34 protein-coding genes are annotated in these 21,022 nt (G+C 55.1%); 26 read left to right on the forward strand and 8 right to left on the reverse strand.

Annotation, left to right across the window (positions count from 1 at the left end; translation table 11 throughout):
• Both E4O98_RS18475 and E4O98_RS18480 read right to left on the reverse strand, forming a co-directional pair.
• A partial coding sequence (locus E4O98_RS18475; protein ID WP_248135875.1) for a hypothetical protein occupies positions 1-441 on the reverse strand: 441 nt, incomplete at its 3' end.
• 50 nt (positions 442-491) lie between these two features.
• Positions 492-725, reverse strand: coding sequence for a hypothetical protein (locus E4O98_RS18480; protein WP_186558675.1), 234 nt, complete (start codon positions 723-725; stop codon positions 492-494).
• A gap of 103 nt (positions 726-828) precedes the next feature.
• Between E4O98_RS18480 and E4O98_RS18485 the strand changes: the two genes are divergently transcribed.
• From E4O98_RS18485 to E4O98_RS18505, 5 genes are all read left to right on the forward strand, one after another.
• Positions 829-1,563, forward strand: coding sequence for a S24 family peptidase (locus E4O98_RS18485; protein WP_186558673.1), 735 nt, complete (start codon positions 829-831; stop codon positions 1,561-1,563).
• Positions 1,564-1,572: 9 nt separating this feature from the next.
• Complete coding sequence (locus E4O98_RS18490) at positions 1,573-1,764, forward strand: hypothetical protein (RefSeq protein ID WP_348984635.1); 192 nt, start codon at positions 1,573-1,575, stop codon at positions 1,762-1,764.
• A 109-nt stretch (positions 1,765-1,873) separates the two neighbouring features.
• On the forward strand, positions 1,874-2,170 hold the full coding sequence (locus E4O98_RS18495; RefSeq protein ID WP_248135878.1) for a DUF6388 family protein: 297 nt from the start codon (positions 1,874-1,876) through the stop codon (positions 2,168-2,170).
• 162 nt (positions 2,171-2,332) lie between these two features.
• Positions 2,333-3,634, forward strand: coding sequence for a DUF4325 domain-containing protein (locus E4O98_RS18500; RefSeq protein WP_248135880.1), 1,302 nt, complete (start codon positions 2,333-2,335; stop codon positions 3,632-3,634).
• A gap of 364 nt (positions 3,635-3,998) precedes the next feature.
• A complete protein-coding gene (locus tag E4O98_RS18505; protein WP_248135882.1) occupies positions 3,999-4,187 on the forward strand; it encodes a hypothetical protein in 189 nt (62 codons plus the stop codon).
• Between the two features lie 57 nt (positions 4,188-4,244).
• Here E4O98_RS18505 and E4O98_RS18510 read toward each other — a convergent pair whose 3' ends face one another.
• A complete protein-coding gene (locus E4O98_RS18510) occupies positions 4,245-4,853 on the reverse strand; it encodes a hypothetical protein (protein WP_186558667.1) in 609 nt (202 codons plus the stop codon).
• Between the two features lie 523 nt (positions 4,854-5,376).
• Here E4O98_RS18510 and E4O98_RS18515 point away from each other — a divergent pair.
• From E4O98_RS18515 to E4O98_RS18550, 8 genes are all read left to right on the forward strand, one after another.
• Positions 5,377-5,697, forward strand: coding sequence for a hypothetical protein (locus E4O98_RS18515; protein WP_248135884.1), 321 nt, complete (start codon positions 5,377-5,379; stop codon positions 5,695-5,697).
• A gap of 52 nt (positions 5,698-5,749) precedes the next feature.
• Positions 5,750-6,097, forward strand: a complete 348-nt coding sequence (locus tag E4O98_RS18520; RefSeq protein WP_248135886.1) for a hypothetical protein — start codon at positions 5,750-5,752, stop codon at positions 6,095-6,097.
• Between the two features lie 57 nt (positions 6,098-6,154).
• Complete coding sequence (locus E4O98_RS18525; protein ID WP_248135888.1) at positions 6,155-6,736, forward strand: tail assembly protein; 582 nt, start codon at positions 6,155-6,157, stop codon at positions 6,734-6,736.
• A 61-nt stretch (positions 6,737-6,797) separates the two neighbouring features.
• Entirely contained in the window at positions 6,798-7,148 is a 351-nt protein-coding gene (locus E4O98_RS18530) for a hypothetical protein (RefSeq protein ID WP_248135890.1), read from the forward strand.
• 108 nt (positions 7,149-7,256) lie between these two features.
• Positions 7,257-8,030 carry a hypothetical protein gene (locus E4O98_RS18535; protein WP_248135893.1) on the forward strand — a complete coding sequence of 258 codons (774 nt, stop codon included), beginning with the start codon at positions 7,257-7,259 and terminating at the stop codon, positions 8,028-8,030.
• 150 nt (positions 8,031-8,180) lie between these two features.
• Entirely contained in the window at positions 8,181-8,603 is a 423-nt protein-coding gene (locus E4O98_RS18540; RefSeq protein ID WP_248135895.1) for a hypothetical protein, read from the forward strand.
• Positions 8,600-8,791 (forward strand): hypothetical protein, encoded by a 192-nt coding sequence (locus E4O98_RS18545; protein ID WP_248135897.1) that lies wholly within the window; start codon positions 8,600-8,602, stop codon positions 8,789-8,791. Before E4O98_RS18540 ends, E4O98_RS18545 begins: the two co-directional genes overlap by 4 nt.
• Positions 8,788-8,991 carry a hypothetical protein gene (locus E4O98_RS18550; protein ID WP_248135899.1) on the forward strand — a complete coding sequence of 68 codons (204 nt, stop codon included), beginning with the start codon at positions 8,788-8,790 and terminating at the stop codon, positions 8,989-8,991. Before E4O98_RS18545 ends, E4O98_RS18550 begins: the two co-directional genes overlap by 4 nt.
• Here the strand turns inward: E4O98_RS18550 and ykgO are convergent, their stop codons facing one another.
• Positions 8,992-9,147, reverse strand: coding sequence for a type B 50S ribosomal protein L36 (gene ykgO / locus E4O98_RS18555; protein WP_019816741.1), 156 nt, complete (start codon positions 9,145-9,147; stop codon positions 8,992-8,994).
• 124 nt (positions 9,148-9,271) lie between these two features.
• Here ykgO and E4O98_RS18560 point away from each other — a divergent pair, with 124 nt between their 5' ends.
• From E4O98_RS18560 to E4O98_RS18580, 5 genes are all read left to right on the forward strand, one after another.
• Positions 9,272-10,015 carry a hypothetical protein gene (locus E4O98_RS18560; RefSeq protein WP_248135900.1) on the forward strand — a complete coding sequence of 248 codons (744 nt, stop codon included), beginning with the start codon at positions 9,272-9,274 and terminating at the stop codon, positions 10,013-10,015.
• Positions 10,012-10,575: a siphovirus Gp157 family protein gene (locus tag E4O98_RS18565; RefSeq protein ID WP_248135903.1), complete on the forward strand. Its 564-nt coding sequence runs from the start codon at positions 10,012-10,014 to the stop codon at positions 10,573-10,575. The genes E4O98_RS18560 and E4O98_RS18565 overlap by 4 nt, the downstream gene beginning before the upstream one ends.
• Positions 10,576-10,582: 7 nt before the next feature.
• Positions 10,583-10,825, forward strand: a complete 243-nt coding sequence (locus E4O98_RS18570; RefSeq protein WP_248135906.1) for a hypothetical protein — start codon at positions 10,583-10,585, stop codon at positions 10,823-10,825.
• A complete protein-coding gene (locus tag E4O98_RS18575) occupies positions 10,822-11,292 on the forward strand; it encodes a hypothetical protein (protein ID WP_248135908.1) in 471 nt (156 codons plus the stop codon). The genes E4O98_RS18570 and E4O98_RS18575 overlap by 4 nt, the downstream gene beginning before the upstream one ends.
• 69 nt (positions 11,293-11,361) lie before the next feature.
• Positions 11,362-11,691 (forward strand): hypothetical protein, encoded by a 330-nt coding sequence (locus E4O98_RS18580; protein ID WP_248135909.1) that lies wholly within the window; start codon positions 11,362-11,364, stop codon positions 11,689-11,691.
• Here the strand turns inward: E4O98_RS18580 and E4O98_RS18585 are convergent.
• Positions 11,675-11,944 (reverse strand): hypothetical protein, encoded by a 270-nt coding sequence (locus E4O98_RS18585; RefSeq protein ID WP_248135911.1) that lies wholly within the window; start codon positions 11,942-11,944, stop codon positions 11,675-11,677. The two genes, E4O98_RS18580 and E4O98_RS18585, sit on opposite strands and share 17 nt — an antisense overlap.
• A 94-nt stretch (positions 11,945-12,038) precedes the next feature.
• Positions 12,039-12,653 (reverse strand): riboflavin synthase subunit alpha, encoded by a 615-nt coding sequence (locus E4O98_RS18590; protein ID WP_194438034.1) that lies wholly within the window; start codon positions 12,651-12,653, stop codon positions 12,039-12,041.
• Positions 12,654-13,044: 391 nt separating this feature from the next.
• Between E4O98_RS18590 and E4O98_RS18595 the strand changes: the two genes are divergently transcribed.
• Entirely contained in the window at positions 13,045-15,093 is a 2,049-nt protein-coding gene (locus E4O98_RS18595; RefSeq protein WP_248135913.1) for a DNA cytosine methyltransferase, read from the forward strand.
• On the opposite strand, the gene E4O98_RS18600 is transcribed toward E4O98_RS18595, so the two are convergent.
• Positions 15,090-15,320, reverse strand: a complete 231-nt coding sequence (locus tag E4O98_RS18600) for a hypothetical protein (protein WP_248135915.1) — start codon at positions 15,318-15,320, stop codon at positions 15,090-15,092. The genes E4O98_RS18595 and E4O98_RS18600 overlap by 4 nt on opposite strands.
• Positions 15,321-15,577: 257 nt before the next feature.
• Here E4O98_RS18600 and E4O98_RS18605 point away from each other — a divergent pair, with 257 nt between their 5' ends.
• Positions 15,578-15,853 carry a hypothetical protein gene (locus tag E4O98_RS18605; protein ID WP_248135917.1) on the forward strand — a complete coding sequence of 92 codons (276 nt, stop codon included), beginning with the start codon at positions 15,578-15,580 and terminating at the stop codon, positions 15,851-15,853.
• 106 nt (positions 15,854-15,959) lie between these two features.
• On the opposite strand, the gene E4O98_RS18610 is transcribed toward E4O98_RS18605, so the two are convergent.
• A complete protein-coding gene (locus E4O98_RS18610) occupies positions 15,960-16,628 on the reverse strand; it encodes a hypothetical protein (protein WP_248135919.1) in 669 nt (222 codons plus the stop codon).
• A gap of 395 nt (positions 16,629-17,023) precedes the next feature.
• On the opposite strand from E4O98_RS18610, the gene E4O98_RS18615 reads away from it, so the two are divergent.
• From E4O98_RS18615 to E4O98_RS18640, 6 genes are read left to right on the forward strand one after another with little or no spacing between them, the layout of a single operon-like run.
• Positions 17,024-18,385, forward strand: a complete 1,362-nt coding sequence (locus E4O98_RS18615) for a site-specific DNA-methyltransferase (protein WP_248135921.1) — start codon at positions 17,024-17,026, stop codon at positions 18,383-18,385.
• 43 nt (positions 18,386-18,428) lie between these two features.
• Positions 18,429-18,680 carry a hypothetical protein gene (locus E4O98_RS18620; RefSeq protein WP_242462603.1) on the forward strand — a complete coding sequence of 84 codons (252 nt, stop codon included), beginning with the start codon at positions 18,429-18,431 and terminating at the stop codon, positions 18,678-18,680.
• Complete coding sequence (locus E4O98_RS18625; RefSeq protein ID WP_194438022.1) at positions 18,677-19,423, forward strand: hypothetical protein; 747 nt, start codon at positions 18,677-18,679, stop codon at positions 19,421-19,423. The genes E4O98_RS18620 and E4O98_RS18625 overlap by 4 nt, the downstream gene beginning before the upstream one ends.
• Before the next feature lie 42 nt (positions 19,424-19,465).
• A complete protein-coding gene (locus tag E4O98_RS18630) occupies positions 19,466-19,684 on the forward strand; it encodes a hypothetical protein (RefSeq protein WP_194438021.1) in 219 nt (72 codons plus the stop codon).
• A 2-nt stretch (positions 19,685-19,686) separates the two neighbouring features.
• Positions 19,687-19,899: a DUF4224 domain-containing protein gene (locus tag E4O98_RS18635; protein ID WP_194438020.1), complete on the forward strand. Its 213-nt coding sequence runs from the start codon at positions 19,687-19,689 to the stop codon at positions 19,897-19,899.
• A complete protein-coding gene (locus E4O98_RS18640) occupies positions 19,900-20,934 on the forward strand; it encodes a tyrosine-type recombinase/integrase (protein WP_248135923.1) in 1,035 nt (344 codons plus the stop codon).
• Positions 20,935-21,022: the final 88 nt, after the last annotated feature.

A 21,022-nucleotide genomic window follows, 5' to 3' on the forward strand; every position in this document is an offset into this window, starting at 1 on the left:
ATCGCCGAGCGCGCGGATCAGCGCACCGAAGCTTTTGTTCGCGCATTGGTCGCTGGTCATCTGACGGGCGCCGGTTAAGCCGTGGCGGCTCGCCAGCTCGTTCAGGCAGTGATCTCGGTATTCAGGCTCAAGGGCGTTGACCCACGACTCTTCCAGCCAGGACGGCATTTCTTGATCGCCGGACAGCCAGCGCTGAACACGCTTGAGCCAGCGGCCGGTTGCTTTCACGAACTCATTCACGTCGCCGGTCAGCTCCGCAGAATTGAAGTCGGGGACGTCTTTCTTCTTGGCACGATCAGGAATCGACAAGTGCAGTTCGCGGCTCAACGCCTGGGCGAAGTCGTCCTGGCTCAAGCTGGTGCGGGCGATCTGGTTTTGAGCATGAGCGACCAGCACCTGATCACGGGTTTGTACGGTGTGTCTGGAACTGGACGTTTGCATGGGGACTGCTCTCTTCTAATCTGGCTTCAATGGAACGGCGGACAGGGATGTCAGGCGGCGGAGGCAAGCTCTGGCCAAATCAGATTCCAGTCAGCGGGACGCAACGACCGGCGACTCAGGGTGCCCGCCGACTCACGCTCAAGCGAAACCGCAAGCGCGGCGGATGCTTGCTTGTTCCCATACGCAATTTGTTTCAAGTAGCCGCGAGAGGTCCCGGTGCGCTCGACGGCGTCGTCGGAAGCGCTTTTGAGCCACTCCAAAAGCTGGGTGTGCTTAGTTCGCATCACGGTTCTCCTCTGTGATACGCAATTATTACCGCACGGTAACCATTTAATCAATACCGCATGGTCATTTACCAATGAGTAATGACCCGTAGAGAATCGCAAGATGGATATTCGCGAAGTGCGCAGGCACAACCTAAAAAAGCTGATGGATACCGAGTACGGGGTTGGCGCTCGCGGCGCACAGTCGCGCCTAGCAGAAAAGTTGAAGAAGCCTCAAAACTTCATATCGAGATGTCTTTTTGATCCAGAAAAAAATGGAGCAAAAACCATCGGAGAAGACTTCGCTAGGGAAATCGAGATCGAGTTTGGGCTCGCCAGATATGCGCTAGATGCGCCGATTGGTGACGGTCATGCCAAGGAGAGCAACGTGATTCCTATCGATTCTCGTCGAAAATCTCATGACGCCAATTTCATCACCATTCCCCAGCTTGACGTAGCTGGTTCGATGGGGCCGGGGCGGGTTCCGCCAGACCATATCGAGGTCATCAGGGATATTACCGTCCACCTTGATTGGCTTAAGACTCAGGGCTTGTCATATTCGAAGCTGGAGAACCTGGCCATCATCGATGGCGACGGTGACAGTATGGAGGGCACGTTCCGTAACGGCGACGCTCTGCTGGTAGATCGTGGCATCACCGAGATCCGAACCGATGCGATCTATGTCTTCACGCTGGAGGGCGAGCTCTTCATTAAGCGGCTTCAGCGCCTGACTGGCGGCTCCCTGCGCATGATTTCAGATAACCCTGTGTACCCCGCAATCATGATTGAGGGCGATATGCTCGCCAAAGTGCATATTCAGGCTCGTGTTCTGCTTGTCTGGAATGCGCGGAAGTTATAGGCCGACGCCATGTCCCTCACCAAACCCAACCAGCGGCTACGTCGCGATCTGAAGGCTATTGCCTTCAACCTTGAACAGTCCTGTATCGACCTGGTCAAGCTCTCAAAAAAACTCAGCGATGCAGACGCCATAGCCCTGATGGGACTGGTGGGTACGTTTTATGAGAAGCTGACAGGTTGGTGGGTTATGCAGATGAGGTGAAGGCGGGAAGGATTGTGCGCGGCGACGCTAAAGTAAGCGCAAGGTTTGGCGTGCTGGGAGGCTGTAGACAATTCGAGTTGACTAAATTAAGCGTGTAATAGGTTGGTTTATGACGACTAGAAATGAGATTCAAACAAACGCCATCATTCATATCTTTGAAACCCACCCAGAGCTGATTAGGGAGATAGAAGCGCTGAGCGACGATGAATTCTCCCCTTTCACTAGGGAGCAGTACCGAAGCCAGCGTCTTGAAGAAGCTTTAGCGAAAGAGGCGAAACAACATCGAATCAGTTGGTGGGGTTACCAGCTAAAACTGGCGGAGCAGGCTGGAATGGACGTTTCTGCCTTCCGCGATGAAGATCGGCATGCAGAAGCTGGCTTGCTGGGGATCGACAAATTCTTTTGAGTTACGATCTTCCAATTCGCCATTTCTCACAGTTTCTAGTCAGTGCAGGTGTAGTAGATTATATTGCGAGCACAACAAACGGCCATTTTCACTGTGATGGTCCATCATAGCTAAAGAGCCTTTCATATAATGGCTCCGAAGGAATACCTCAAGGATTGAAGAATGATGCATAACGAGCAGCTTATTGAATTGAAGAAAATACTGGAAAATCAAAGAACAAAAACCTTTGTATTACCGCCCAGATTCTCATTCAAAGAGCATGACGTTTATGACTTCAATAGGCTGCTCGGCTTCTTCGACTGGGATATCCATGATACTCCTGTGACAATTGATTTGACACAGTGCCATACAGCAAACTATCAAGCCCTATCTTTACTAACCATCTACGCTTGGCGACTAAAGGCCCAAGGGTGCAAGGTCACCTTCTTGGAAAATGAGAAGACGACAGGTGCAAGTAGCATGTGGCGTTCCATGGGCGCTAGAGGTGCTTTTTCTGTCCTATTCAACAAAGGACAGCAGTTCAAAGGCCATATGTTCAAGCCTTTATTTGCCGTCCGAGAGATCAACGACTTCAAAACTGTAATTGAGTCAGCTAAAACTTATACAAAGGGATTTAACGTTGAGTATGAAGGCACCCTTCGCTACGTATTGAGCGAGCTTCTTTACAACACAATGGAGCACGGGCCGTGCTACATGAGAAATGGCTTCATGCAGATACCATCTCTAGTTCAGTTCACCTGGTATCAACAACGAAACGAAATTCAGTTCATTATTGCAGATTTAGGCGTAGGAATTAAGAAGCACATCGAACAGGCATTTCCGGGTCAAGAGTCAGACGAAGAAGCAATTATGCTTGCTTTAAGATCAAAAGTTTCTGGTACCTTCGGAAAAAATGATCCTTACAGAAACAAAAACAATGCTGGAATGGGTTTATATATCTCCTCAAATATCATCAGACGCCTAAATGCTGATATGCACATCATTTCCAACAACGGGCTGGTCCACATATCACCTCGTGACATGACTCAGCGAAAACTAACCAATCCATGGCCAGGCACGCTAGTACTAGTGTCGCTAAGGCTAGAGAAAAACCCTTCATTTCTTTTGCATAAAATCATGCAAGAATTCAGAGATGCTGCAGATAAAGAACAAAAGCAGGGCGACACAAGAGAAGAGGAGGCTAGGTCCCTTTTCGGCATAAATAACTTCTTTGGGAACTACGCAGAAGACAAGGAAGCAGCGATAAAATTTAGAGACAAGCGAATTTTTCCAGCATTGGATGAAGGAAAAACTATCGTCATTGATTTTGATGGTGTTAAGAGCTCCCCCCACAGTTTTTTAAGCGCGTTGTTAGCTTCGCCGATCAAAGGGCTGGGAATGAATGCTTTCAAAAGAATCAAATTCGTTAACGCAACACCGGAAATTCGAGGAACGATTGATTTTATCCTGGATGATAATACTTAAAAACAGGTTGACACCAACCCTGCCGAGGGTATAAAAAAACGAGGTCGATGCGAATGGAGTCGCATAAGCGTCGATTTTTGGACTGCCCTTCATTTTTTGACCGGGTAGCTTCCTCCCCCAAAAAGCTCTCCGGGTTACTCCCAGAGAGCTTTTTTTATGGGTGTTACCCCACCCCCTAACCGATCATTTAGCTTATTCGCCGCCGTTCGTCTTTCAGAAGCTTTGTTTCCTCCATCTCCTAAGTACACCTTTAAGCCCGCCCTCCCCATCGCGGGCTTTTCTTTGCCTTCAATTCCGTGGTCTACGCTATCTAGTCCCTCAATTGGGGACGACGCCATACCCTCCCCCTACTTCCCTCCCCGATATGCTCGAACGCATCTACCAAAACCAAATTGCTCTGGAAGCCGCGACCATGGAGCTGACCCTGTGGGTTGAGCAAAGAGGTAGCGCCGATGTAGGCGAGAATGTCCGAGAGGTCTTAAGGGTGATCGGCGATAACGCCGGACACATCAAGCAGGGCCTGGCTCGACTGAATGTGCACCAGCCTGACTGATGCCGCGTTCGGTCTGAATCCGTAGCCCGCCATTGAGCGGGCATTTTTGCGGGCGGCTTACAGCAATCCCGGATTGATCCCGATTACCCTGAGCGCATCGATAAGAGTCGGATCAATCAACGCCTCTCCCGTAGTCGATGCTGCCTGGTTGATGCCTACGGTGCGATATTTCAGGGTATGCCCTGCCAGCATCTGTTTCAGAATTTTCTTGGCCTTGGCGCCTCCGGTAACCGTGTACGGGCTCATCAACTGGGTCACGTTGAGCATGGCCTGATCCTGGGCCTGCTTGACAATAGCCGCCTGCTCGGCCGGAAGGCTCAAGGCATATTGAGGTGCTGAAGGCATCATGCTGACAGGCGTTTCCTGTGGAGTGATGGTCCAAGCCTCGTTCTGATCAATGCGCAGCTGGACCGTACCAACAGGAATCTTGAACCGACCTCCAGACATTAGGCCCACATAGATCTCGTCGCCCTCTTTTCGAATCACTGGATAGAAGTGAAGAGATCTTGTCACGATTGAGCCGGAGGCCGGAAATTCACTCGTAGTCACCATCATCGTGGTCTTGTCAGTGAACTCGTCCGTGGTTCCAGTCGCTTGCCACGTTGGGCCTGCTGCGCAGCCACCCAGAGTGAATAACACTGTCGCTGCGGCGATTATCCTTTTCATTCGATTCCCCTTAGGTTTTGTCGGCGCATTCTAGCAGAACGCCACTATCTGAGAGCCCGCCACTGAGCGGGCTTATTTGTGGCCGCAACAATTTAATTACCAATCGGTATTGACTTGGATAATTACCGTACGGTAATGTTTGTTCATCGAGACGGCATCTCCCCTCAACAGGAGGCGGCCAATCGATCCGCTCTTTAAAAACTTGATGGACGCCGAGCTAGCCGATGCATAGCCAGCGGACGTACCGCGCAACGGTACGCAGCGATTCGACCTCATGTCGGCGCTGGGCATAGGAGACCTCATTCGGAGGGCGTAGCTGGAGAGGCTGCGTGGTGTTGAGTAGGTGTATGGCTAATGGCGGCATGACCCCAGGCACACCGAAAAACATCAACGGGAAAGCGACCGTTGACCTATGCAAGGAATCGAGATACCTGCCCGTTACCAGCGGGCAGGACGCTCTCCAGAAAGCCTTGAGAAGGACTTTGCGGAAAGCAGAGAGTCAGACGGCTCACGGGAGAAGGTAATGAATCCAGTAAGCAATCGCGCAAAATCTCCACATCGCAATGGAACCGAGATTCTCGTTGTTCATTATCAAGGCAAGCAGATGAGGGCGACGGTAACCCAAGACTTCGACGGAGTCGGATGGGATGATGCTTCAACCGCTGAAGGCTGCGAGGTTCAGATCAACATGATTGTCTCTAGATCTGTCGTGGCTAAAGAGGTGAAGGAAATGCTTGATGACTCCAAGCATGGAAACAACATGCTGTTCATCTGTCGAACCTTCAACATAAAAAGAGATGTCATGACGGCGCTCGGGTTTGTCGCTGGAGCCATGACTGCTTAAGGCTGTAAGCCTGTCAATGATACGATCCCTCCTTTGACATGGAGGGATTGCTATGAGGATCGTGGCTTTAGGATTGGCAGTAGCATTGTTATCGGGATGCACAACGCCTTCTGATCTTTTGAGGGGCGCGCCAGAACTTTCGGCAACTACCAAGAAGAGCCCGAAGGCCTATGCATTATGTGTGTTCCCTGCATGGCAGGATTATCGCTCCAGCTCAATCATGAGCGAGACGACTGACGGCTATCGAGTCGTTGCGGGGAGCGAAATGAATGGCCAGACAGACGACGTGCTTGATATCAAGCTGAACTCCACAGGCAGCGCTGTAAAGCTCTATCAGCGCATGGCATGGCAGCAGGTTGGGCGCAGCGAACTGAGAAAATCGTTTAATAGTTGCTTGTAAATTATTTAACGGTACGGAGCCGCCTTCGGGCGGTTTTTTTACACTTGGAGAAAAGCTATGTCAGCACTTGCTATTGAATACTCGCCGCTCGAAACGATACGGCTAGGCGGCCTGCTGCGGCAGTTTGGGAAAGAATACAGGCTTTCTATTCGTAGTCCGGCAGAGGCCATTAAAGCACTCTGCGTTCAGATCCCAGGCTTCGAGCGCTTCCTGTCGAATGCCAAGTCTAGAGGTCTGGAGTTCGCTGTATTTCGCGGAAAGAAAAATATCGGCGAAGGCGAGCTGGGATTTCAAGGTCGAGGGGTCATTAGAGTCGTTCCGGTGGTAACCGGCAGCAAGAGATCTGGTCTTTTACAGACCATCGTCGGGGCCATTTTGATTGCCGTGTCATTCATCCCTGGTTTTCAAGTATTAATGCCTGTGGGCCTTGGCCTTGTCGCTGGCGGCGTGATCCAAATGCTCAGTCCTCAGGCTAGCGGACTCAAGACCAGCGCCGCGCCTGAGAACACACCGGGCTACGCGTTCGGCAGCGCGAAGAACACCACCGCGTCCGGCAACCCGGTTCCGCTCTGCTACGGTAAGCGGCGGGTAGGTGGCGCGATCATTAGCGCTGCCATTTACGCCGAGGACCAGATGTAACGAAAAGCTCGCAGCACCGCAGCCGCCCATGAGGCGGTTTTTTTATTGCCTGGAGAAAACCATGACCGAAGTAGCAGCTCAAGCAATCAGCTTTCCAATCGACGGCTTGAAGGTAACCGTCGCAGGCCCCGAGCTTCGTGACCTCTGCAACAAGCAGGCAGCTTTCCACCATGAGCGTGCTGGTGCTTACGCCAAGCAACACAACAGTCTTCAGGATGCCCAGATCGGGGCAATGCAGTACTCGAATGGTGACCCGAAGAAAGCGCTGGTAGATAAGCAGGCTGAACACGAGAACAAGGCTCGCGAGCTGACGTTCATCGCCGACCACATCAAGTTGGACGCTGAATACCTACTGGACCGTAAGGCTCTGGCTGAAATCGGCGTTATTCGGTCGCATACAGGCTTCTTCTGAGCGGAGCGATTACGCCATCACCTGAAAGATCTGTAACGGACCTTTTCACTGATGCCCATCCAGAGCGGTGGCCATTGGGAAAACAACCGATCAAGCACGGAGCATCAAATGAGCGAACAAACACTTCAATCCATGTTGATGGAAGGCGTAACCCGCTTCACGGATAGCGCCAAGCCAGCCCAAATCATCGATAAACATGTGGAAAGCATGTTCACCGACATCATCAAAGAAAATTTCCGCAGCTACAGCGACATGGGCAAGCTGGTCTGCCAGGCCATTAAAGACGCGCTTCCATCCAACGTGAGCGATCTGTTTGAGCTGACTCGCTACAACGACCTGATCGCCACCGCATTGAAAACACAGTGGGAGTCTTCTGGCGTTACTGGCGAAATGCTTCGTCGTTCGCAAGCAGCGATAGACGATGCGCTGAAAGACGACATCGTGCCGGAATTCGTAAACCTGAGCGATTTGCTGAATGCCTTCATCGAAGAAAACAAAGAGCGCGCAACAGACGAGCAGTGGGAAGGCCCGTGCATCACCATTCGCGAGGCTGAAAACGACTACATCGGCAGCAGCAAGCACATGCACATCTGCTTTGACCCACAGCCGGAAGAGCGCAGTTCATCATCTCGATACTCCCCTGGTACCAAGCGCACCGAATGGGAGCTGGCCAATCGGATCAGCATCAGCGTCAAGGGCCAGAACGATCAGGGCTACGACTTCGGTGAGGTCTACAGCGCGAAGCTGGACGGCGCACCCATTGGCCGCAACTTCATGATTTACAAGAAGTGGGAAAAGCTCACTGCGGCCCTCTACTTCGGTGGTGCCAAGCTGGTGGTCGATTGCGACGAGCACGATTTCAGTTATGGCCTGTACGACTGAACAGCCAGCGCCATGACAGCCGGGAAAGACCGGCACCTCACCTTCCCCACCTCTATACGTCAGCACTCCTCCCCCGCGCCCATCGGCAACCAGCGGGACGCATGAGTGTTGACGAATAAAGGTGAACAACCCGCCACCTTGGAGGCGACCATGTCAGCACTACGCAAGACTCAGTTTGAGCACGACGAACAACTACCGCCTCCGGTGAGCGAAAACTCTCAGCAATTGGCTCGCAGCGAATGGCTGTACAACGCAGCCGAAGAGTTGGCCAGAGGTGGCAGCGTGATGTTCAAGCGCCACTTGCACCCCCAGCAAGGCGTCACGGCCTACCAGTTTGCACTGGCTGTCGATGAGTACGCCAACAACCTACTTGCCGACTGCGGCGTCGACGCTCCAGCCCTGGGCTACTTACTGATCGCAGGGATGGCGGGTTCGAGGGTGAAATCGGAATCACTGGAGCTGCTTGGCCGGAGTGACCACCAACTTGGGAAGCTCGGCGAGATTGCCGAACGCCTCCTTCAACCTTTGGCTGATGACGCTCTTGTCGCCCAGGCCGAGGACAACGAGCTGTGAGCCCCTACGTTGAGATCGATAAAGCGTTGTTTGCGCTTGAAGATCCAGATAAGCCCGCTCTCGACGAGATCTTGGCTGAGGGTTTGATCGTGCGCCACTTCACCTCAGGCGCCATCAACGCAGAAGAATTTCATTGGTATAGCGCACGCCTCCTGGATGTCAGCCGGCGGCGTAAGGAGAAGGCATGACTACCGCACCGGTTAAATCACTGATCGACGAGCAGCTCGAAGATATCAGCGCTCACAACCTGCGCGAGGCCTACAGCCTTGCCGAACGGCGCGGCTTCTTCGGCGCACCGGTTGAGCAATACGCAGAACCTGGCTATGGCGGTCGAGTGCTCCAGGTCCTGCGATACAAGGTTCAGCAGCAGGATCAGCAATCGAACTGATCAGCCTTTGCCTTTGTTCTTGTTCTTCGCACTGCCCTGCCGCGCTTTGAATTTTGGATTGGATTTACAGATCACGTAGATCCGGCCGCGGCGCATAACTATCTGGCAGTCACGGTGACGGTTTTTAGCTTCTTTGAGTGAGGACAGCACTTTCATAGGTGAGGCTCCTTGCGATGAATTGAAATGTTATTACGTATCTTAAATACGAATAAGAATGTTTATCAACTTTTATTTCCCTCCCCCCTACTCACTGCTGCGATCGTCGCGGCAAGGATTTCTCATGGCCACGAACACGCGAATTTGGGACCAGGTCGACACGACCGACCCTGATGCGACTAAAAAATACACTGGCGCAGGTGGTTTTAAGGGCACTGCGATCAGGCCAACCTATCTCATGCGCAAGGCGACCGAAATTTTCGGCCCATGTGGTGAGGGTTGGGGTTGGAACGTCCTTGAGGATCGATTTGACGAAGGTGCACCGCTCCAGGGGCCCACGAAAGAGTGGCCAGAGGCTCCGATGATCTGCGCGAAGCTACACACCGTAAAAATCGAACTTTGGTACTTGGGCAACGCTGGGCAGAAATGCACGGTTCAGCACTACGGCCATACGCCATTTATCTACCTGCAGCAGGGAAAAATTCTTACCGACTGGGACGCGGCGAAAAAATCGTTGACTGACGCCATCGGTAAATGCCTGCAGCCTCTGGGGTTCGCCGCCGACATCTACATGGGCATGTTCGACGATCCAGCCTACGTCGACACCATCACCGAAGAGTTCAAGCTTGAAAAGGCCGAGGACAAGGACGCCGAGATACTTCGCCAAAAACAAGAGCGTGTCGACTGGCTTGCCTCAGCGGTCGAAACCATCGGCAAGGCCGTCACGACTCACGAACTCAAGCTTCTGAACGTGAAATACATCCGCGAGGCAACTCGCCGCAACGAACCCACCTTCATCGCGCGAATCACACGAGCATTCGAGGAGCGCAAAGCTGTGCTTGAAAAAGGCACGGAGGCCGCAGCATGACTCAACTCTACGCACTCACCGGCAAGCTCGCCGAACTCCAGGCAATGGCCGACACCGACGACGAAGGCTTGAAAGAGGCCCTGCAGCACGCCATGGACGAGGTTCAAGGCAACTTCAACGACAAGGCCGACAACATCGTCATGCTGCGCCGCAATATCGAAAGCGACGTGACGGCCATCGACAACGAAATCGAGCGCCTGGCTGAACTCAAGCGGATCAAGTCCAACAGCGTGTCGCAGATCAGCGACTACCTGCGCCGCAACATGGAAGCCGCCAACATCAAGTCGATCAAGCGTCCGCTCTTCACCATCACTCTGGCCATGGGCATCGAACGGGTCATCGTGGACAACGAAGACGCCGTGCCGGACGAATTGACGTCGGTGAAATCGAGCATCACCCCCGACAAAAAGGCCATCGCCGCCAAGCTTAAAGAGACCCGCGAGCATAACGAAGCGGTGCGCAAGCGCATGACAGCCGGTGAAGACGCTGAACACGAACTTCTACCCGAACCTACCTGGGCCCACTTGGAGCGCGGCGACAGTTCAATCAGAATTAAGTGAGGCAGCCATGATCAGCAACCACCTCAACCTGGTCGAACAGCAACGCCAGCACGCCGACTCAATATCGGAGCGCACCGCACAGTTCCTGGCCGCTGGCGGAACGATCTACCAGGGCGATAGCCCATCTATCAACCCGCTACCGCCGAAGCGTTCTGCCAAGATCGACCCCGACACCATCCTCAAGCGCCGCAAGCCGCCCATCACCCGGGCCGAGCGTGAAGCGCTGCGCAAACTCGCGGAGGCATTATGAGCAAGCGCAAGCCTCACAACCTCCAGGCGCGCATTGCTCGGTCGTGCCGCTCGCTGCTGGCCGCCAACCACGTCGCGGTGGTCAACATCGACCCCAGTGGTCGCCAAGGCATGATCAATTACAAGTCGCTGAAGAACATCGCGCCCGGGAAGATCGGCCAGGCCGTCTGTGGCATTCCCCACCGGTGGACGATCTATCTCAGCGCCCTCTGCATCGACGCCCGCGGCGACCGCTACAGCAAGTCGGTGGAGGTGGCGCCCGATGGCGTTTACCTCTCCGACCACCTGGAAGACGTGATCGAGCATTGCTACAAGAAGCTGCGCGACGAGGCCAATCAAAGCCAGATGGTGGCTTCGGGCTGGATCGCCATCCCTGAAGCGATATCGCTGGACGAGGCGCACGCCGCGCGGATCTTCGAAGCGGTCGGCGCCTGGCACCAGGTGAAGGTCGATTCATGCGCCGCATAGCCCGCATCCAGCAACGCAAACGACAAACCTGGCTAGCACTGCCGGCCAGCGGAATAGAAGAGGTAGGCCATGGCAGCAGTACCGCAGAAAGAACGCTCGGCCAAGTCTGCCAGAAAGCGTGTGGCACTTGCCGAAGAGGAATTGAGGCTCAGGGTTCGCCCCGGCACCCGCCAGGCCCTGGCCGACCTGATGGAGTGGTCCGGCATTACTGAGCAGGGAGAGGCGATGACGTTGATGATTCATCACCTGCATGCGATGGGCGCCGCAAAGTGCCAGCCGCTGCTCAATCCGCCGCGCCACGTTTTCGAACCTACGGAAATTGTGGCGCGGGAATTCCGCAATAAAAGCCTGCTCGCCATCCAGAAAGACCCGGGCGACGAGATCATCGATCCGGATTAACCTCGCCGGAAATCACCTTGTCCAGCCAGCCCCGCGTCCAATCTTGGGCAGCAGATAGGGCATCGTCTCTGGTTTTCCATGGCCCCCGAAGGCGATGGAAGCGGCTTTCTTCTGTTTTGCCAGGAAGAACGCCATCAATGTCCATTTCAGCTACGTGAAACTCACCAACGTCCACGCGATAGGTGAAGCGTACGGGTATGCCTTTGTATCTGAATGCGTTAGTTGGACCATTGGGGCCGTATGGCTCAAACATGCTTCTCTCCTTGATCCGGCTTCATGCCGGTCACCCGTAATACCCCATATCACTGAACAGCGCCAGCCGGCGAAGTCGTAGCTCAAAATAAGTACTAATGTAACGGCCTCAGCGTTGCGGATATAGCATCGACCATCACGCGAGTGGCATGATCAACTTCGATATTGACAAATGAGCCCTTACGCAGAAGCCTGAAATTTGTCAGGCGTATTGTCTCTGGAATTAGACTAACGCTCAAATGATTCTTTTGTCTATCGACATCATGAACTGTCAGACTAGCGCCATGCATCCCGATAAAACCCTTGGAGAAGAAATATTTAATAGCGAGCGGAGGAAGCTTCAGTATCATATCCACCGTCTCCCCACGACTCTTAAGTTCAACTATCTCAGCGACACCCTCAATATGGCCATAGAGACTGTGCCCGCCGTTCTCAGAGCCGGTAATGTGCGATCGCTCTATATTCACCTCATCGCCAATGCTCAAATATTGCATTGAGGTATTTAGATTCGTCTTATCCGAAACATCAAAAGTAACGGAGTTTACAAAGACAGAAGTAACAGTTAAGCACACTCCATCGATAGCTACACTTGCTCCGACGAAAGCATCATTGAACAATCCACCTAGATTACTAACAAGCAGACTCTTAAAGCCATCGCCAGATCTCACATCCAAGACTATTCCAGTGCCCTGCACTATCCCCGTATACATAGATTCAACCCCTATATTGAATAAATCGGCAAAAACTCATTTTCCCGACGGACAATTATTTTAGAGATGCCTGCCCCCAACCTCAAACACTTGGACTTAAGCAAAAAACGTTATCTATTTCAAGGTTCAGCGCACCTAGTCTGCCTCTAAGGCCCGCGGCTTCATGTTAACACTCACAACTGCGCTAGGTCAGCGATCAGCTTAAGAACCCAAGCGAACTCTGGCTCCGAGCGCATCAGCAGGCCGACTAATCATCCGCACGACCTCATCACCTATCAGACGTATCTCTACTACATCAATTTACATACTCACCGCAGTCACCATCAGGTTTTTTACTGAGTGCAGATCATCAATCCAATTAACGAATCACGCCAGCCGGCGAGGATCCCCTATGTCCGCACAACAGAAGAAACACCCCTTCGATTTCAAAACCCAATACGGACTCGGCTTCAACCCTCAGGACGATGAGATCGTTGTCGACTTCTTCTGCGGTGGCGGCGGCGCCGGTACCGGGCTGGAAATGGGCCTGGGCCGCACGGTGACCGTGGCGAAGAACCACAGCCCGCAAGCGATCAGCATGCACACAGTGAATCACCCAGGCGCCAAGCACTTCACCACCGACGTGTTCGATGGTGACCCGGACACCGAATGCGGCGGCAAGGCCGTCGGCTGGTTCCACATGTCACCGGACTGCACGCACCACTCCCAGGCCGCCGGCGGCCAGCCGCGCAAGCGCGAGATCCGCAACCTGTCGTGGATCGGCTTGAAGTGGGGAGGCAAGAAGCGGCCCCGGGTCATCAGCCTGGAGAACGTGAAGCAGATCCTGCAGTGGGGCCGCCTGATCGCCAAGCGCGACAAGGTCACCGGACGAGTAGTGAAGCTTGACGGCAATATCGCGGCACCTGGCGAGGTGGTGCCGGTTGGTCAGCAGTTCCTGATCCCAGACCCAAAGCAGCGTGGCCGCACCTGGCGCCGCTTCGTCGCCTTGCTGGAAGGCATGGGCTATGTCGTTGAGTGGAAAGTCATCAAAGCCTGCGACTTCGGCGCGCCGACCAGCCGGGAACGCCTGTTCATGATCGCCCGGTGCGACGGTCAGCCGATCGTATGGCCGGAGCCAACTCACGCCAAGAACCCCGCCAAGGGCCAGTTGAAGTGGAAAACAGCCGCCGACTGCATCGACTTTAGCGACCTGGGCAAAAGCATATTCGGCCGCAAGAAAGACTTGGCCCCGGCCACCCTGCGCCGCGTAGCCAAGGGCATGAAGAAGTTCGTCATCGACAGCGCGGCGCCGTTCATTGTGCCGATCGCCAACTGGTCAGGAGAAACGGTGCAGTCGGCCGACGAGCCGCTGCGCACCGTCACCTCATACCCGAGGGGCGGTGCCTTCTCGGTAGTGAGCCCGATCATCGCACCGGCAACGCACCAGGGCAGTGACCGAATCAATAACCCGCTCGACCCGCTGCCTACAGTGACCTGCGCAAACCGCGGCGAGCTGACGCTGATCAGCCCCTTGATGGTTGGGGCCGGTGGCCCGGAGTACTCAGGCAAGCCGGTGGGCATGGACCAGCCGGTGGGAACGCTGATGACGCAGAACCACCGCGTCTTGGCTTCCGCCTGCATCGTCCAGGCTGGGCACGGCGAGGGCTCTGGCGCAAACAAGCGCCGCTCCCACGGGGTGAACGATATCTGCGGCCCGGTGGGAACTGTCACTGCAAGCGGCGGCGGCCAGTCCGTCAGCGCTGCGGTAATGATCCAGGCGAACGGCGGATTCAACACCACTCACGCGAAGGGCATGCAAGAACCCATGACCACAGTGACCAATACCGGCAGCCAGCAGCAACTTGCCGTGGCGAACCTGGTGCACTTGCGTGGCAACTGCGATGCACGGGATGTGAACGATCCGCTGCACACTATCAGCGCTGGCGGCCAGCACCACGGGTTGGCCAGCGCGTTCATGGAACGGGCTTTCGGTGGCAGTGTTGGCCAGGGCCTGGATGATCCGGCACCGACGATTACGGCCGGCGGCGGTGGCAAGAGTTCGCTAGTGTCACTCACGCTCTCGCCTGAGCATGAAGCCGGGGCCCTGCGGGTCGCGGCGTTCCTGATCAGCTACTACGGAACCGAGAACATCAGCGCCTGTGACTCGCCGGCGCCGACGATCACCACAAAGGACCGTCTGGCCATGGTCACGGTGATGGTTCAGGGCACGCCCTACGTAATCGTTGACATCTGCCTGCGGATGCTGAAGCCGGCCGAGCTGTACAAGGCCCAGGGCTTTCCGGCCGACTACATCATCAGCCACGGCGCCGACGGCAAGCCGTTCACCAAAACCCAGCAAGTGCACATGTGCGGCAACAGCGTCAGCCCACCGCCGATGGCAGCACTGGCCAGGGCCAACGACCCATGGCGAGTGGCCGAGCGTCAGGCTGTTGCGACTTAAACGCCTTCAGCAATAAGCCTGGCACCGACCTCACGCCCAGCAACCTGCGCCAGGCCACGGTCAACATAGGTTCGGTCACCCGCAACAACCGGCACCACCACCTCACCACCGCGCTTTACCTCGACGTTGATACGCCAGGTCTCCCGCCCCTCATCGTCCTTATCGCACTCCATGTAGTTCCAAACCTGAAAGCCTTCGATCTCATCGTAAATATCGTGCTTGGTCATGGTCCAGCCCATTTAGAGGAAGGGGCCATCGTAGCTCAAAGCCAACCGGTACGAATAATCGCATCGGCCAGGACAATGATGGCGGTGATCAGTTTTATCAGTTTGTTCATCTTGAGCTTCCTCGGAAGACTCAAAGCCTAATTTGGCTTCGTAGTCTATAAGTGCCCAATTAATTCAAATCTCGGCCTGCCCTTCCTCTTGGGTTCTTTCCAACTCCCCAACTCCACCGCCCGGGCATGGCCCGGCAAGGACTCCCCATGCCTACAGAAAACAAACCGTCTGATCCTTTCGGACCGCACGGCCGTACCTTTCACATTCACCTGAGCGTGCGCGGCGCAATCCGCGACTTCAGCAAGCGCCATCTCAAGGGCATGTTCCGCGTGGATGGGCGTGAGTGCACCGCCGACGAGGCGAAGGATCATCTGCTCGAGGCGCTGGCCCAGGGCAAAGAGGTACTACCCTTTGGCCCGCCGTGTGAAGGCTTCGATTTCGCCGGCGGTGGCTGCCCAGGTCATGACAAGGAGCCAACATGATCAATCTCTTCTGGCGCCTTGTCGCCAAGCTATTAGCCCGCCCGGCTTTGGCAGGCCCTGAGAGCGATGCCCCTCTCGACCATAAAGCGGGACCGTATCCTCTGTGTCAATAGGAGTTCTTATTGAAGTACACCTGAAAGTCTAACCACAGCGCCTTAATCGAATTCGCTTGATTCTGTATGTCTCGATATGCGCTTAGTGTTATCAATGGGTGATGCGTCTTGCTTTCTGCGAACTTCGCAGCCAGATTTCTCAGTTGAGCAAATGCTCCTAACATTTCGTTGTATATCAAAACTTGAGTATCCGATCCGAGATCGTGAGCAGGCAGACATCGCAACGACTCAATCGCAGCGCCCGTAGTGAAGCTCATAGTGCTAGACCAGACCTCTGCGAATAGAGTAGACGAAGGCTCGCCTTCAACAAAATTACTAAGAGCTTCAGCATACGTAGCTACATTTTTTACAACACCCAATCGTGCTCTCGCCTTGTTTCTGTTTTCCGTGTGCCTTAGCTCATCTTCTTTCCGCACTTGCCGATTGCTGATGCTGAACGCTCCCCAAATCGCAGCTATGGACCCCACCGCCTGAACCCAGGCAGCACCGTCTTTCAGCACACCGAAAGCCTCCAAAAGAACAAATAGCGCCCAGCCGATAGCGCCTATAGAAACAAACGCCCAAACCGCCCAAATGCTAGCGACCTTCATGCCCTCCGGGATTGCCTGTTTTTTCAACGGAGTAGCTCCTTGGCTAAAAAAACGAAGTTTGACCAGTTCCATTAATTTGGTCTAGGTCACCTCAAACACCCTGTCCCCTTCAAAGTCAGCCGCTATAGCGGCAAGTAACCCGGCATTAGGGATAGGGTACAAACTCTCCCAACCACTCTCGGGCAATCGGGACCGCGTATTCAAGCAACTCAAGCGGAACGTCCGGTATAAACAAAGTCACCTCGAATCGAAGCGTTTCATCATTTCGAAATATCTCAAACAACGGTCCGTTGTTACCCCTCCAGCACTCCATCGCAAGTCCATCGTGCCCTTCGATGACGCTTGAGGCGCAACAAAACCGGTATTCAACTCCGTGCACGACCACATCGCACCTCCCTATCTGAGGAGGCAACGATACCTCTCCCCTCTATGAATTTGATAGCCGCTATGGCGGCAAGGACGAAGTCATGCCTATTTTGATCGGCGACTGCATTGAGTCGATGCGGTCGCTGCCTGACAACAGTATCGACAGCGTGGTAACCGATCCTCCCTACGGTATTCGCTTCATGGGCAAGAGTTGGGATGGCCAAGACATCGAGGCTCGAGCCGCTTACCGGGCCAGCATGCCTTCACATGCTTCGGCCTGCGGCCCTAATGGCGGCCACAGGTCGGTGGCTGCAGAGGCCGGCAAGTACGACCTGACGCCGGCGGGTATGCGCGCTTTCCAGGCATTCACGCTGGAGTGGGCCACCGAATGTCTGAGAGTACTCAAGCCTGGCGGTCACCTACTGTCATTCGCGGCCGCGCGCACTTACCACCACATGGCAGTTGGGATTGAAATGGCCGGGTTTGAGATCCGCGACCAGATCATGTGGGTGTTTGGCTCAGGCTTCCCAAAGTCGCACAATCTGAAGGGCGATCATGCTGGATGGGGTACCGCGCTGAAGCCAGCGCACGAACCAATCTGCATGGCGCGCAAGCCGTTCTCTGGAACGGTCGCATCGAACGTTGCCGAGCACGGTACCGGTGCCCTAAACATCGATGCTTGCCGTGTAGACCCTACAGGCGAGCGGCTCGGCGGCGGCGATGAGAGCGGGAAAGTGTCCAAGCCGGAAGGCTGGGTGAGGCCCTGGATGCATGACGCAGAACACGTAGCGGCCCACGGCAAAAAAGTAACCGCCAATGTCGACAAGGCCAGTTGCTTGGGTAGATGGCCGGCAAATCTGATACATGATGGAAGTGATGCCGTGCTGGCCATGTTCCCAGACGCACCTGGCCAGCTCGCCGCCGCCAGCACCAGCGACACCCAGCGGGGCGGGCAGAACTGCTATGGCACAATGAAGCGCGGACGGGCCACTGAAGCAAGTGCCGACAGCGGGAATAACGGCATTGTTGGTTTTCAGATGAAGCCCGGCGATCGCCGCCTGGATACCGGCAGCGCCGCCCGCTTCTTCTACTGTGCAAAGACCTGCCGCACCGACCGGCACGAAGGGATGGTCAACCCAGGTCCCCAATTCAAGATGGGCACCACCCTACGTAAAGTCGAGACGACCGACACCAAGGCCAACAACCACCCTACCGTTAAGCCGACCGACCTCATGGCGTACCTATGCCGGTTGGTGACTCCGCCGGGAGGCGTAGTGCTGGATCCATTCATGGGCAGCGGCAGCACCGGCAAAGCAGCAATGCGCGAGGGCTTCGAGTTCATCGGCTGCGAGATTGACGAGCAGTACGCGGCGATCGCCCGGGCGCGCATCGAATTCGAAGTACTCCGCCAGCAAGAGCAGAAAGTCGAATCCGACCAACTCGATCTTTTCGCAACAGCCTAACCCCAATCCCCCCACATGCCTGCCGGTGAGCGGCGGGCGAGGTATGCGCGTGAATATTTATCGACACACCTTCGCAGCCGTCTGCCCGTCCGACGGCGAAACGATCATCTATCGGTTTGAGTTGCGGTCTCCCGCAATGATCCATGTCGAACACATCCGGGCAGCTACGGCACTGATCAAAAAGGGCTGGCACGAACAGATCGCCGATCGCCTAGCTGAATCGCTGGGCGGCGACCAAACCATCATCGCAACGCACCAGGGTGTTGAGATCGAAACAGTGAGGCTTAGCGGATGATCCATTACCACGGCCTGCCCATAACGCCAGAGACAGCCGCAGCCGCCGCGATTGGTGGCGGCCATGCCTTCGTCAGCTTCAGCGATCCCCGGCAACTCGCACTTGCTGCGCAAGTCTGCCAGTCGTTTGCTATCGACAACGGAGCGTTTTCAGCCTGGAAGCAAGGTAAGCCGGTTACCGATTGGCAACCGTTCTACCGCTGGGCCGCTGACGCAAAGCTGATCCCCGCCTGCGACTTCGCCGTGATCCCTGATGTGATCGACGGAGACGAGGCGGCAAATGATGCACTGATCGAGGAATGGCCGCTGCCACGATGGTTTGGTGCGCCCGTCTGGCACATGCACGAAAGCCTTGATCGGTTAGAGCGCCTGGCAAGCAGTTGGCCAAGGGTGTGTATCGGCAGCTCAGGCGATTACTCGCAGCCAGGCAGCGCCGCCTGGTGGGCGCAGATGGGAAAAGCGATGCGGGTTGTTTGCGACGATGACGGCAGGCCGATGTGCAAGCTTCACGGCCTGCGCATGCTCGACCCAGCGATCTTCGGCCACCTGCCCCTATCAAGTGCAGACAGCACGAACATCGGCCGGAACATCGGGATCGACCAAGCCTGGCGCGGCACTTACTCCCCGCCCACCAAGGAGGCGCGCGCATCAGTAATGCGCAGCCGCATCGAGTCGCACAATTCGCTTCCCCGCTGGACTTACCAAATCCCAGAGCCGGCGCCGAAGCAAGGCGCCTTGCTTTAACCCTAACCCACCTTCTGCCGCCCAGCGCGGCAAGGACACCCCATGTTCGCTATGAAACTCACCCTGATACTGCTGGGCGCTTTTCTGTACCTGGCAGGAACCATCGGCTGGTTCGGCTGGCTCGGGCTCGACCTGCTGGTCACCGGCACCACCGAGGCACTGCTCTACGCCTTCACCGGCACATGCGCCTGGCTGCTGATCAGCTTTGGCCTGGCAATCCACATCATCAAGACAGCGCGGCCCACTGCCGGCGGGAGGTAGTTATGGAAATTCATTTTCTGTCGCACGAAGATGTTTGTGAATTGACGGGCGCCAGAACAAAAGCGGGCCAGATTCAGGTCCTATCGCGTAACGGTATACGGCACACCATCAAGCGCAACGGATGGCCTTGCGTGATATCCGCATCGCTGATGGTCATTTCGAAAGATCTCAAGCCAGAAAAGGCTGAATGGCAACCACGGATGGGTATCCAGTAAATGGCAAGACGACCGACCAACCCTGGCAGCATCCCTCGGCTTAGAAAGCGCCTGCGGCCAGGGGGAAGGGTCTATTACTACTACGACGCAGGCGATAAACCGAGAAAGGAAATCGCTCTGGGTTCTGACTACGGAGCCGCAATCGTTGAATATGCTCGGCTTGAAAAGAGCCGGGCAGCCAATGCAATCGTCGCACAGGTGCTCACCTTCGAGTACGTCGCAAACAAATATATGGACGAGGTGGTGCCTACCAAGTCGCCGAACACACAAAAAGACAACGTCCGCGAGCTAAAACAACTGTTGATTTTCTTCAATGATCCGCCCGGCCCGCTTGAGGCTATCGAGCCGAAGCATGTCGTTCAATACCTGCGTTATCGGTCAAAGACTGCGAAGGTGCGTGCCAACCGAGAGAAGGCCCTGCTCAGCGCTATCTGGAATTTCGCACGCCAGAGCGGCTATACGTCGCTGGCCAATCCGTGCGCCGGTATCAAAGGAAACAAGGAGACGGGCCGGGACACCTACGTCGAAGACGAAATGTTGGCGGCGGTGTATCTGCACGCTGATCAGCCACTCAAGGATGCCTTAGACCTGTTCTATCTCACAGCTCAGCGCATAGGTGACACGCTGAAGATGGACGAACGCGATCTGCTTGATAACCAGTTGCTGATCAAGCAAGGGAAAACCAGCGCTAAACGCCGTATTGAGGTCGTAGGAGAGCTTAAGGTGGTTATTGACCGCATTTTGGAAAGGAAAAAGGGGCACAAGATTCGCTCAACCAGGCTCGTCGTTATGGACAACGGCCAGGCGATGACAACGAGCATGCTCAGAGGGAGATTTGACGCGGCCAGGATGAAGGCCGGGATTGAAAAGTCTGCATTTCAGATGCGCGACCTTCGCGCAAAAGCAGCAACAGACAAGGAGGAATCGACTGGCAGTATTCGCGATGCGAGAGATCAATTGGGGCACACAACTGTCGGCATGACAGAGCAGTACATCCGGCGACGCAAAGGCCTAAAGGTGCTTCCCACGAAGTGAAAATCCGTTCCGCAATTAAAAATGAGCCCTTAAAAACAAAGGGCTACAAGCGAGGCATCCACGTACAATTGCGGACCGTAAATATCGC

Source organism: Pseudomonas sp. W2Jun17, assembly GCF_023127795.1.
In the GTDB taxonomy this organism is placed as follows: Bacteria; Pseudomonadota; Gammaproteobacteria; order Pseudomonadales; family Pseudomonadaceae; genus Aquipseudomonas; species Aquipseudomonas synxantha_A.

Coding starts and splice junctions, on each gene's coding strand:
- E4O98_RS18620 (WP_242462603.1), top strand. CDS start 18,429: ATGCGCGTGAATATTTATCGACACACCTTCGCAGCCGTCTGCCCGTCC.
- E4O98_RS18485 (WP_186558673.1), top strand. CDS start 829: ATGGATATTCGCGAAGTGCGCAGGCACAACCTAAAAAAGCTGATGGAT.
- E4O98_RS18630 (WP_194438021.1), top strand. CDS start 19,466: ATGTTCGCTATGAAACTCACCCTGATACTGCTGGGCGCTTTTCTGTAC.
- E4O98_RS18550 (WP_248135899.1), top strand. CDS start 8,788: ATGACTACCGCACCGGTTAAATCACTGATCGACGAGCAGCTCGAAGAT.
- E4O98_RS18590 (WP_194438034.1), bottom strand. CDS start 12,653: ATGTATACGGGGATAGTGCAGGGCACTGGAATAGTCTTGGATGTGAGA.
- E4O98_RS18505 (WP_248135882.1), top strand. CDS start 3,999: ATGCTCGAACGCATCTACCAAAACCAAATTGCTCTGGAAGCCGCGACC.
- E4O98_RS18510 (WP_186558667.1), bottom strand. CDS start 4,853: ATGAAAAGGATAATCGCCGCAGCGACAGTGTTATTCACTCTGGGTGGC.
- E4O98_RS18540 (WP_248135895.1), top strand. CDS start 8,181: ATGTCAGCACTACGCAAGACTCAGTTTGAGCACGACGAACAACTACCG.
- E4O98_RS18615 (WP_248135921.1), top strand. CDS start 17,024: ATGCCTATTTTGATCGGCGACTGCATTGAGTCGATGCGGTCGCTGCCT.
- E4O98_RS18560 (WP_248135900.1), top strand. CDS start 9,272: ATGGCCACGAACACGCGAATTTGGGACCAGGTCGACACGACCGACCCT.
- E4O98_RS18635 (WP_194438020.1), top strand. CDS start 19,687: ATGGAAATTCATTTTCTGTCGCACGAAGATGTTTGTGAATTGACGGGC.
- E4O98_RS18595 (WP_248135913.1), top strand. CDS start 13,045: ATGTCCGCACAACAGAAGAAACACCCCTTCGATTTCAAAACCCAATAC.
- E4O98_RS18520 (WP_248135886.1), top strand. CDS start 5,750: ATGAGGATCGTGGCTTTAGGATTGGCAGTAGCATTGTTATCGGGATGC.
- E4O98_RS18495 (WP_248135878.1), top strand. CDS start 1,874: ATGACGACTAGAAATGAGATTCAAACAAACGCCATCATTCATATCTTT.
- E4O98_RS18480 (WP_186558675.1), bottom strand. CDS start 725: ATGCGAACTAAGCACACCCAGCTTTTGGAGTGGCTCAAAAGCGCTTCC.
- E4O98_RS18565 (WP_248135903.1), top strand. CDS start 10,012: ATGACTCAACTCTACGCACTCACCGGCAAGCTCGCCGAACTCCAGGCA.
- E4O98_RS18605 (WP_248135917.1), top strand. CDS start 15,578: ATGCCTACAGAAAACAAACCGTCTGATCCTTTCGGACCGCACGGCCGT.
- E4O98_RS18570 (WP_248135906.1), top strand. CDS start 10,583: ATGATCAGCAACCACCTCAACCTGGTCGAACAGCAACGCCAGCACGCC.
- E4O98_RS18625 (WP_194438022.1), top strand. CDS start 18,677: ATGATCCATTACCACGGCCTGCCCATAACGCCAGAGACAGCCGCAGCC.
- E4O98_RS18585 (WP_248135911.1), bottom strand. CDS start 11,944: ATGTTTGAGCCATACGGCCCCAATGGTCCAACTAACGCATTCAGATAC.
- ykgO (WP_019816741.1), bottom strand. CDS start 9,147: ATGAAAGTGCTGTCCTCACTCAAAGAAGCTAAAAACCGTCACCGTGAC.
- E4O98_RS18525 (WP_248135888.1), top strand. CDS start 6,155: ATGTCAGCACTTGCTATTGAATACTCGCCGCTCGAAACGATACGGCTA.
- E4O98_RS18580 (WP_248135909.1), top strand. CDS start 11,362: ATGGCAGCAGTACCGCAGAAAGAACGCTCGGCCAAGTCTGCCAGAAAG.
- E4O98_RS18500 (WP_248135880.1), top strand. CDS start 2,333: ATGATGCATAACGAGCAGCTTATTGAATTGAAGAAAATACTGGAAAAT.
- E4O98_RS18535 (WP_248135893.1), top strand. CDS start 7,257: ATGAGCGAACAAACACTTCAATCCATGTTGATGGAAGGCGTAACCCGC.
- E4O98_RS18490 (WP_348984635.1), top strand. CDS start 1,573: ATGTCCCTCACCAAACCCAACCAGCGGCTACGTCGCGATCTGAAGGCT.
- E4O98_RS18600 (WP_248135915.1), bottom strand. CDS start 15,320: ATGACCAAGCACGATATTTACGATGAGATCGAAGGCTTTCAGGTTTGG.
- E4O98_RS18515 (WP_248135884.1), top strand. CDS start 5,377: ATGAATCCAGTAAGCAATCGCGCAAAATCTCCACATCGCAATGGAACC.
- E4O98_RS18640 (WP_248135923.1), top strand. CDS start 19,900: ATGGCAAGACGACCGACCAACCCTGGCAGCATCCCTCGGCTTAGAAAG.
- E4O98_RS18575 (WP_248135908.1), top strand. CDS start 10,822: ATGAGCAAGCGCAAGCCTCACAACCTCCAGGCGCGCATTGCTCGGTCG.
- E4O98_RS18530 (WP_248135890.1), top strand. CDS start 6,798: ATGACCGAAGTAGCAGCTCAAGCAATCAGCTTTCCAATCGACGGCTTG.
- E4O98_RS18610 (WP_248135919.1), bottom strand. CDS start 16,628: ATGGAACTGGTCAAACTTCGTTTTTTTAGCCAAGGAGCTACTCCGTTG.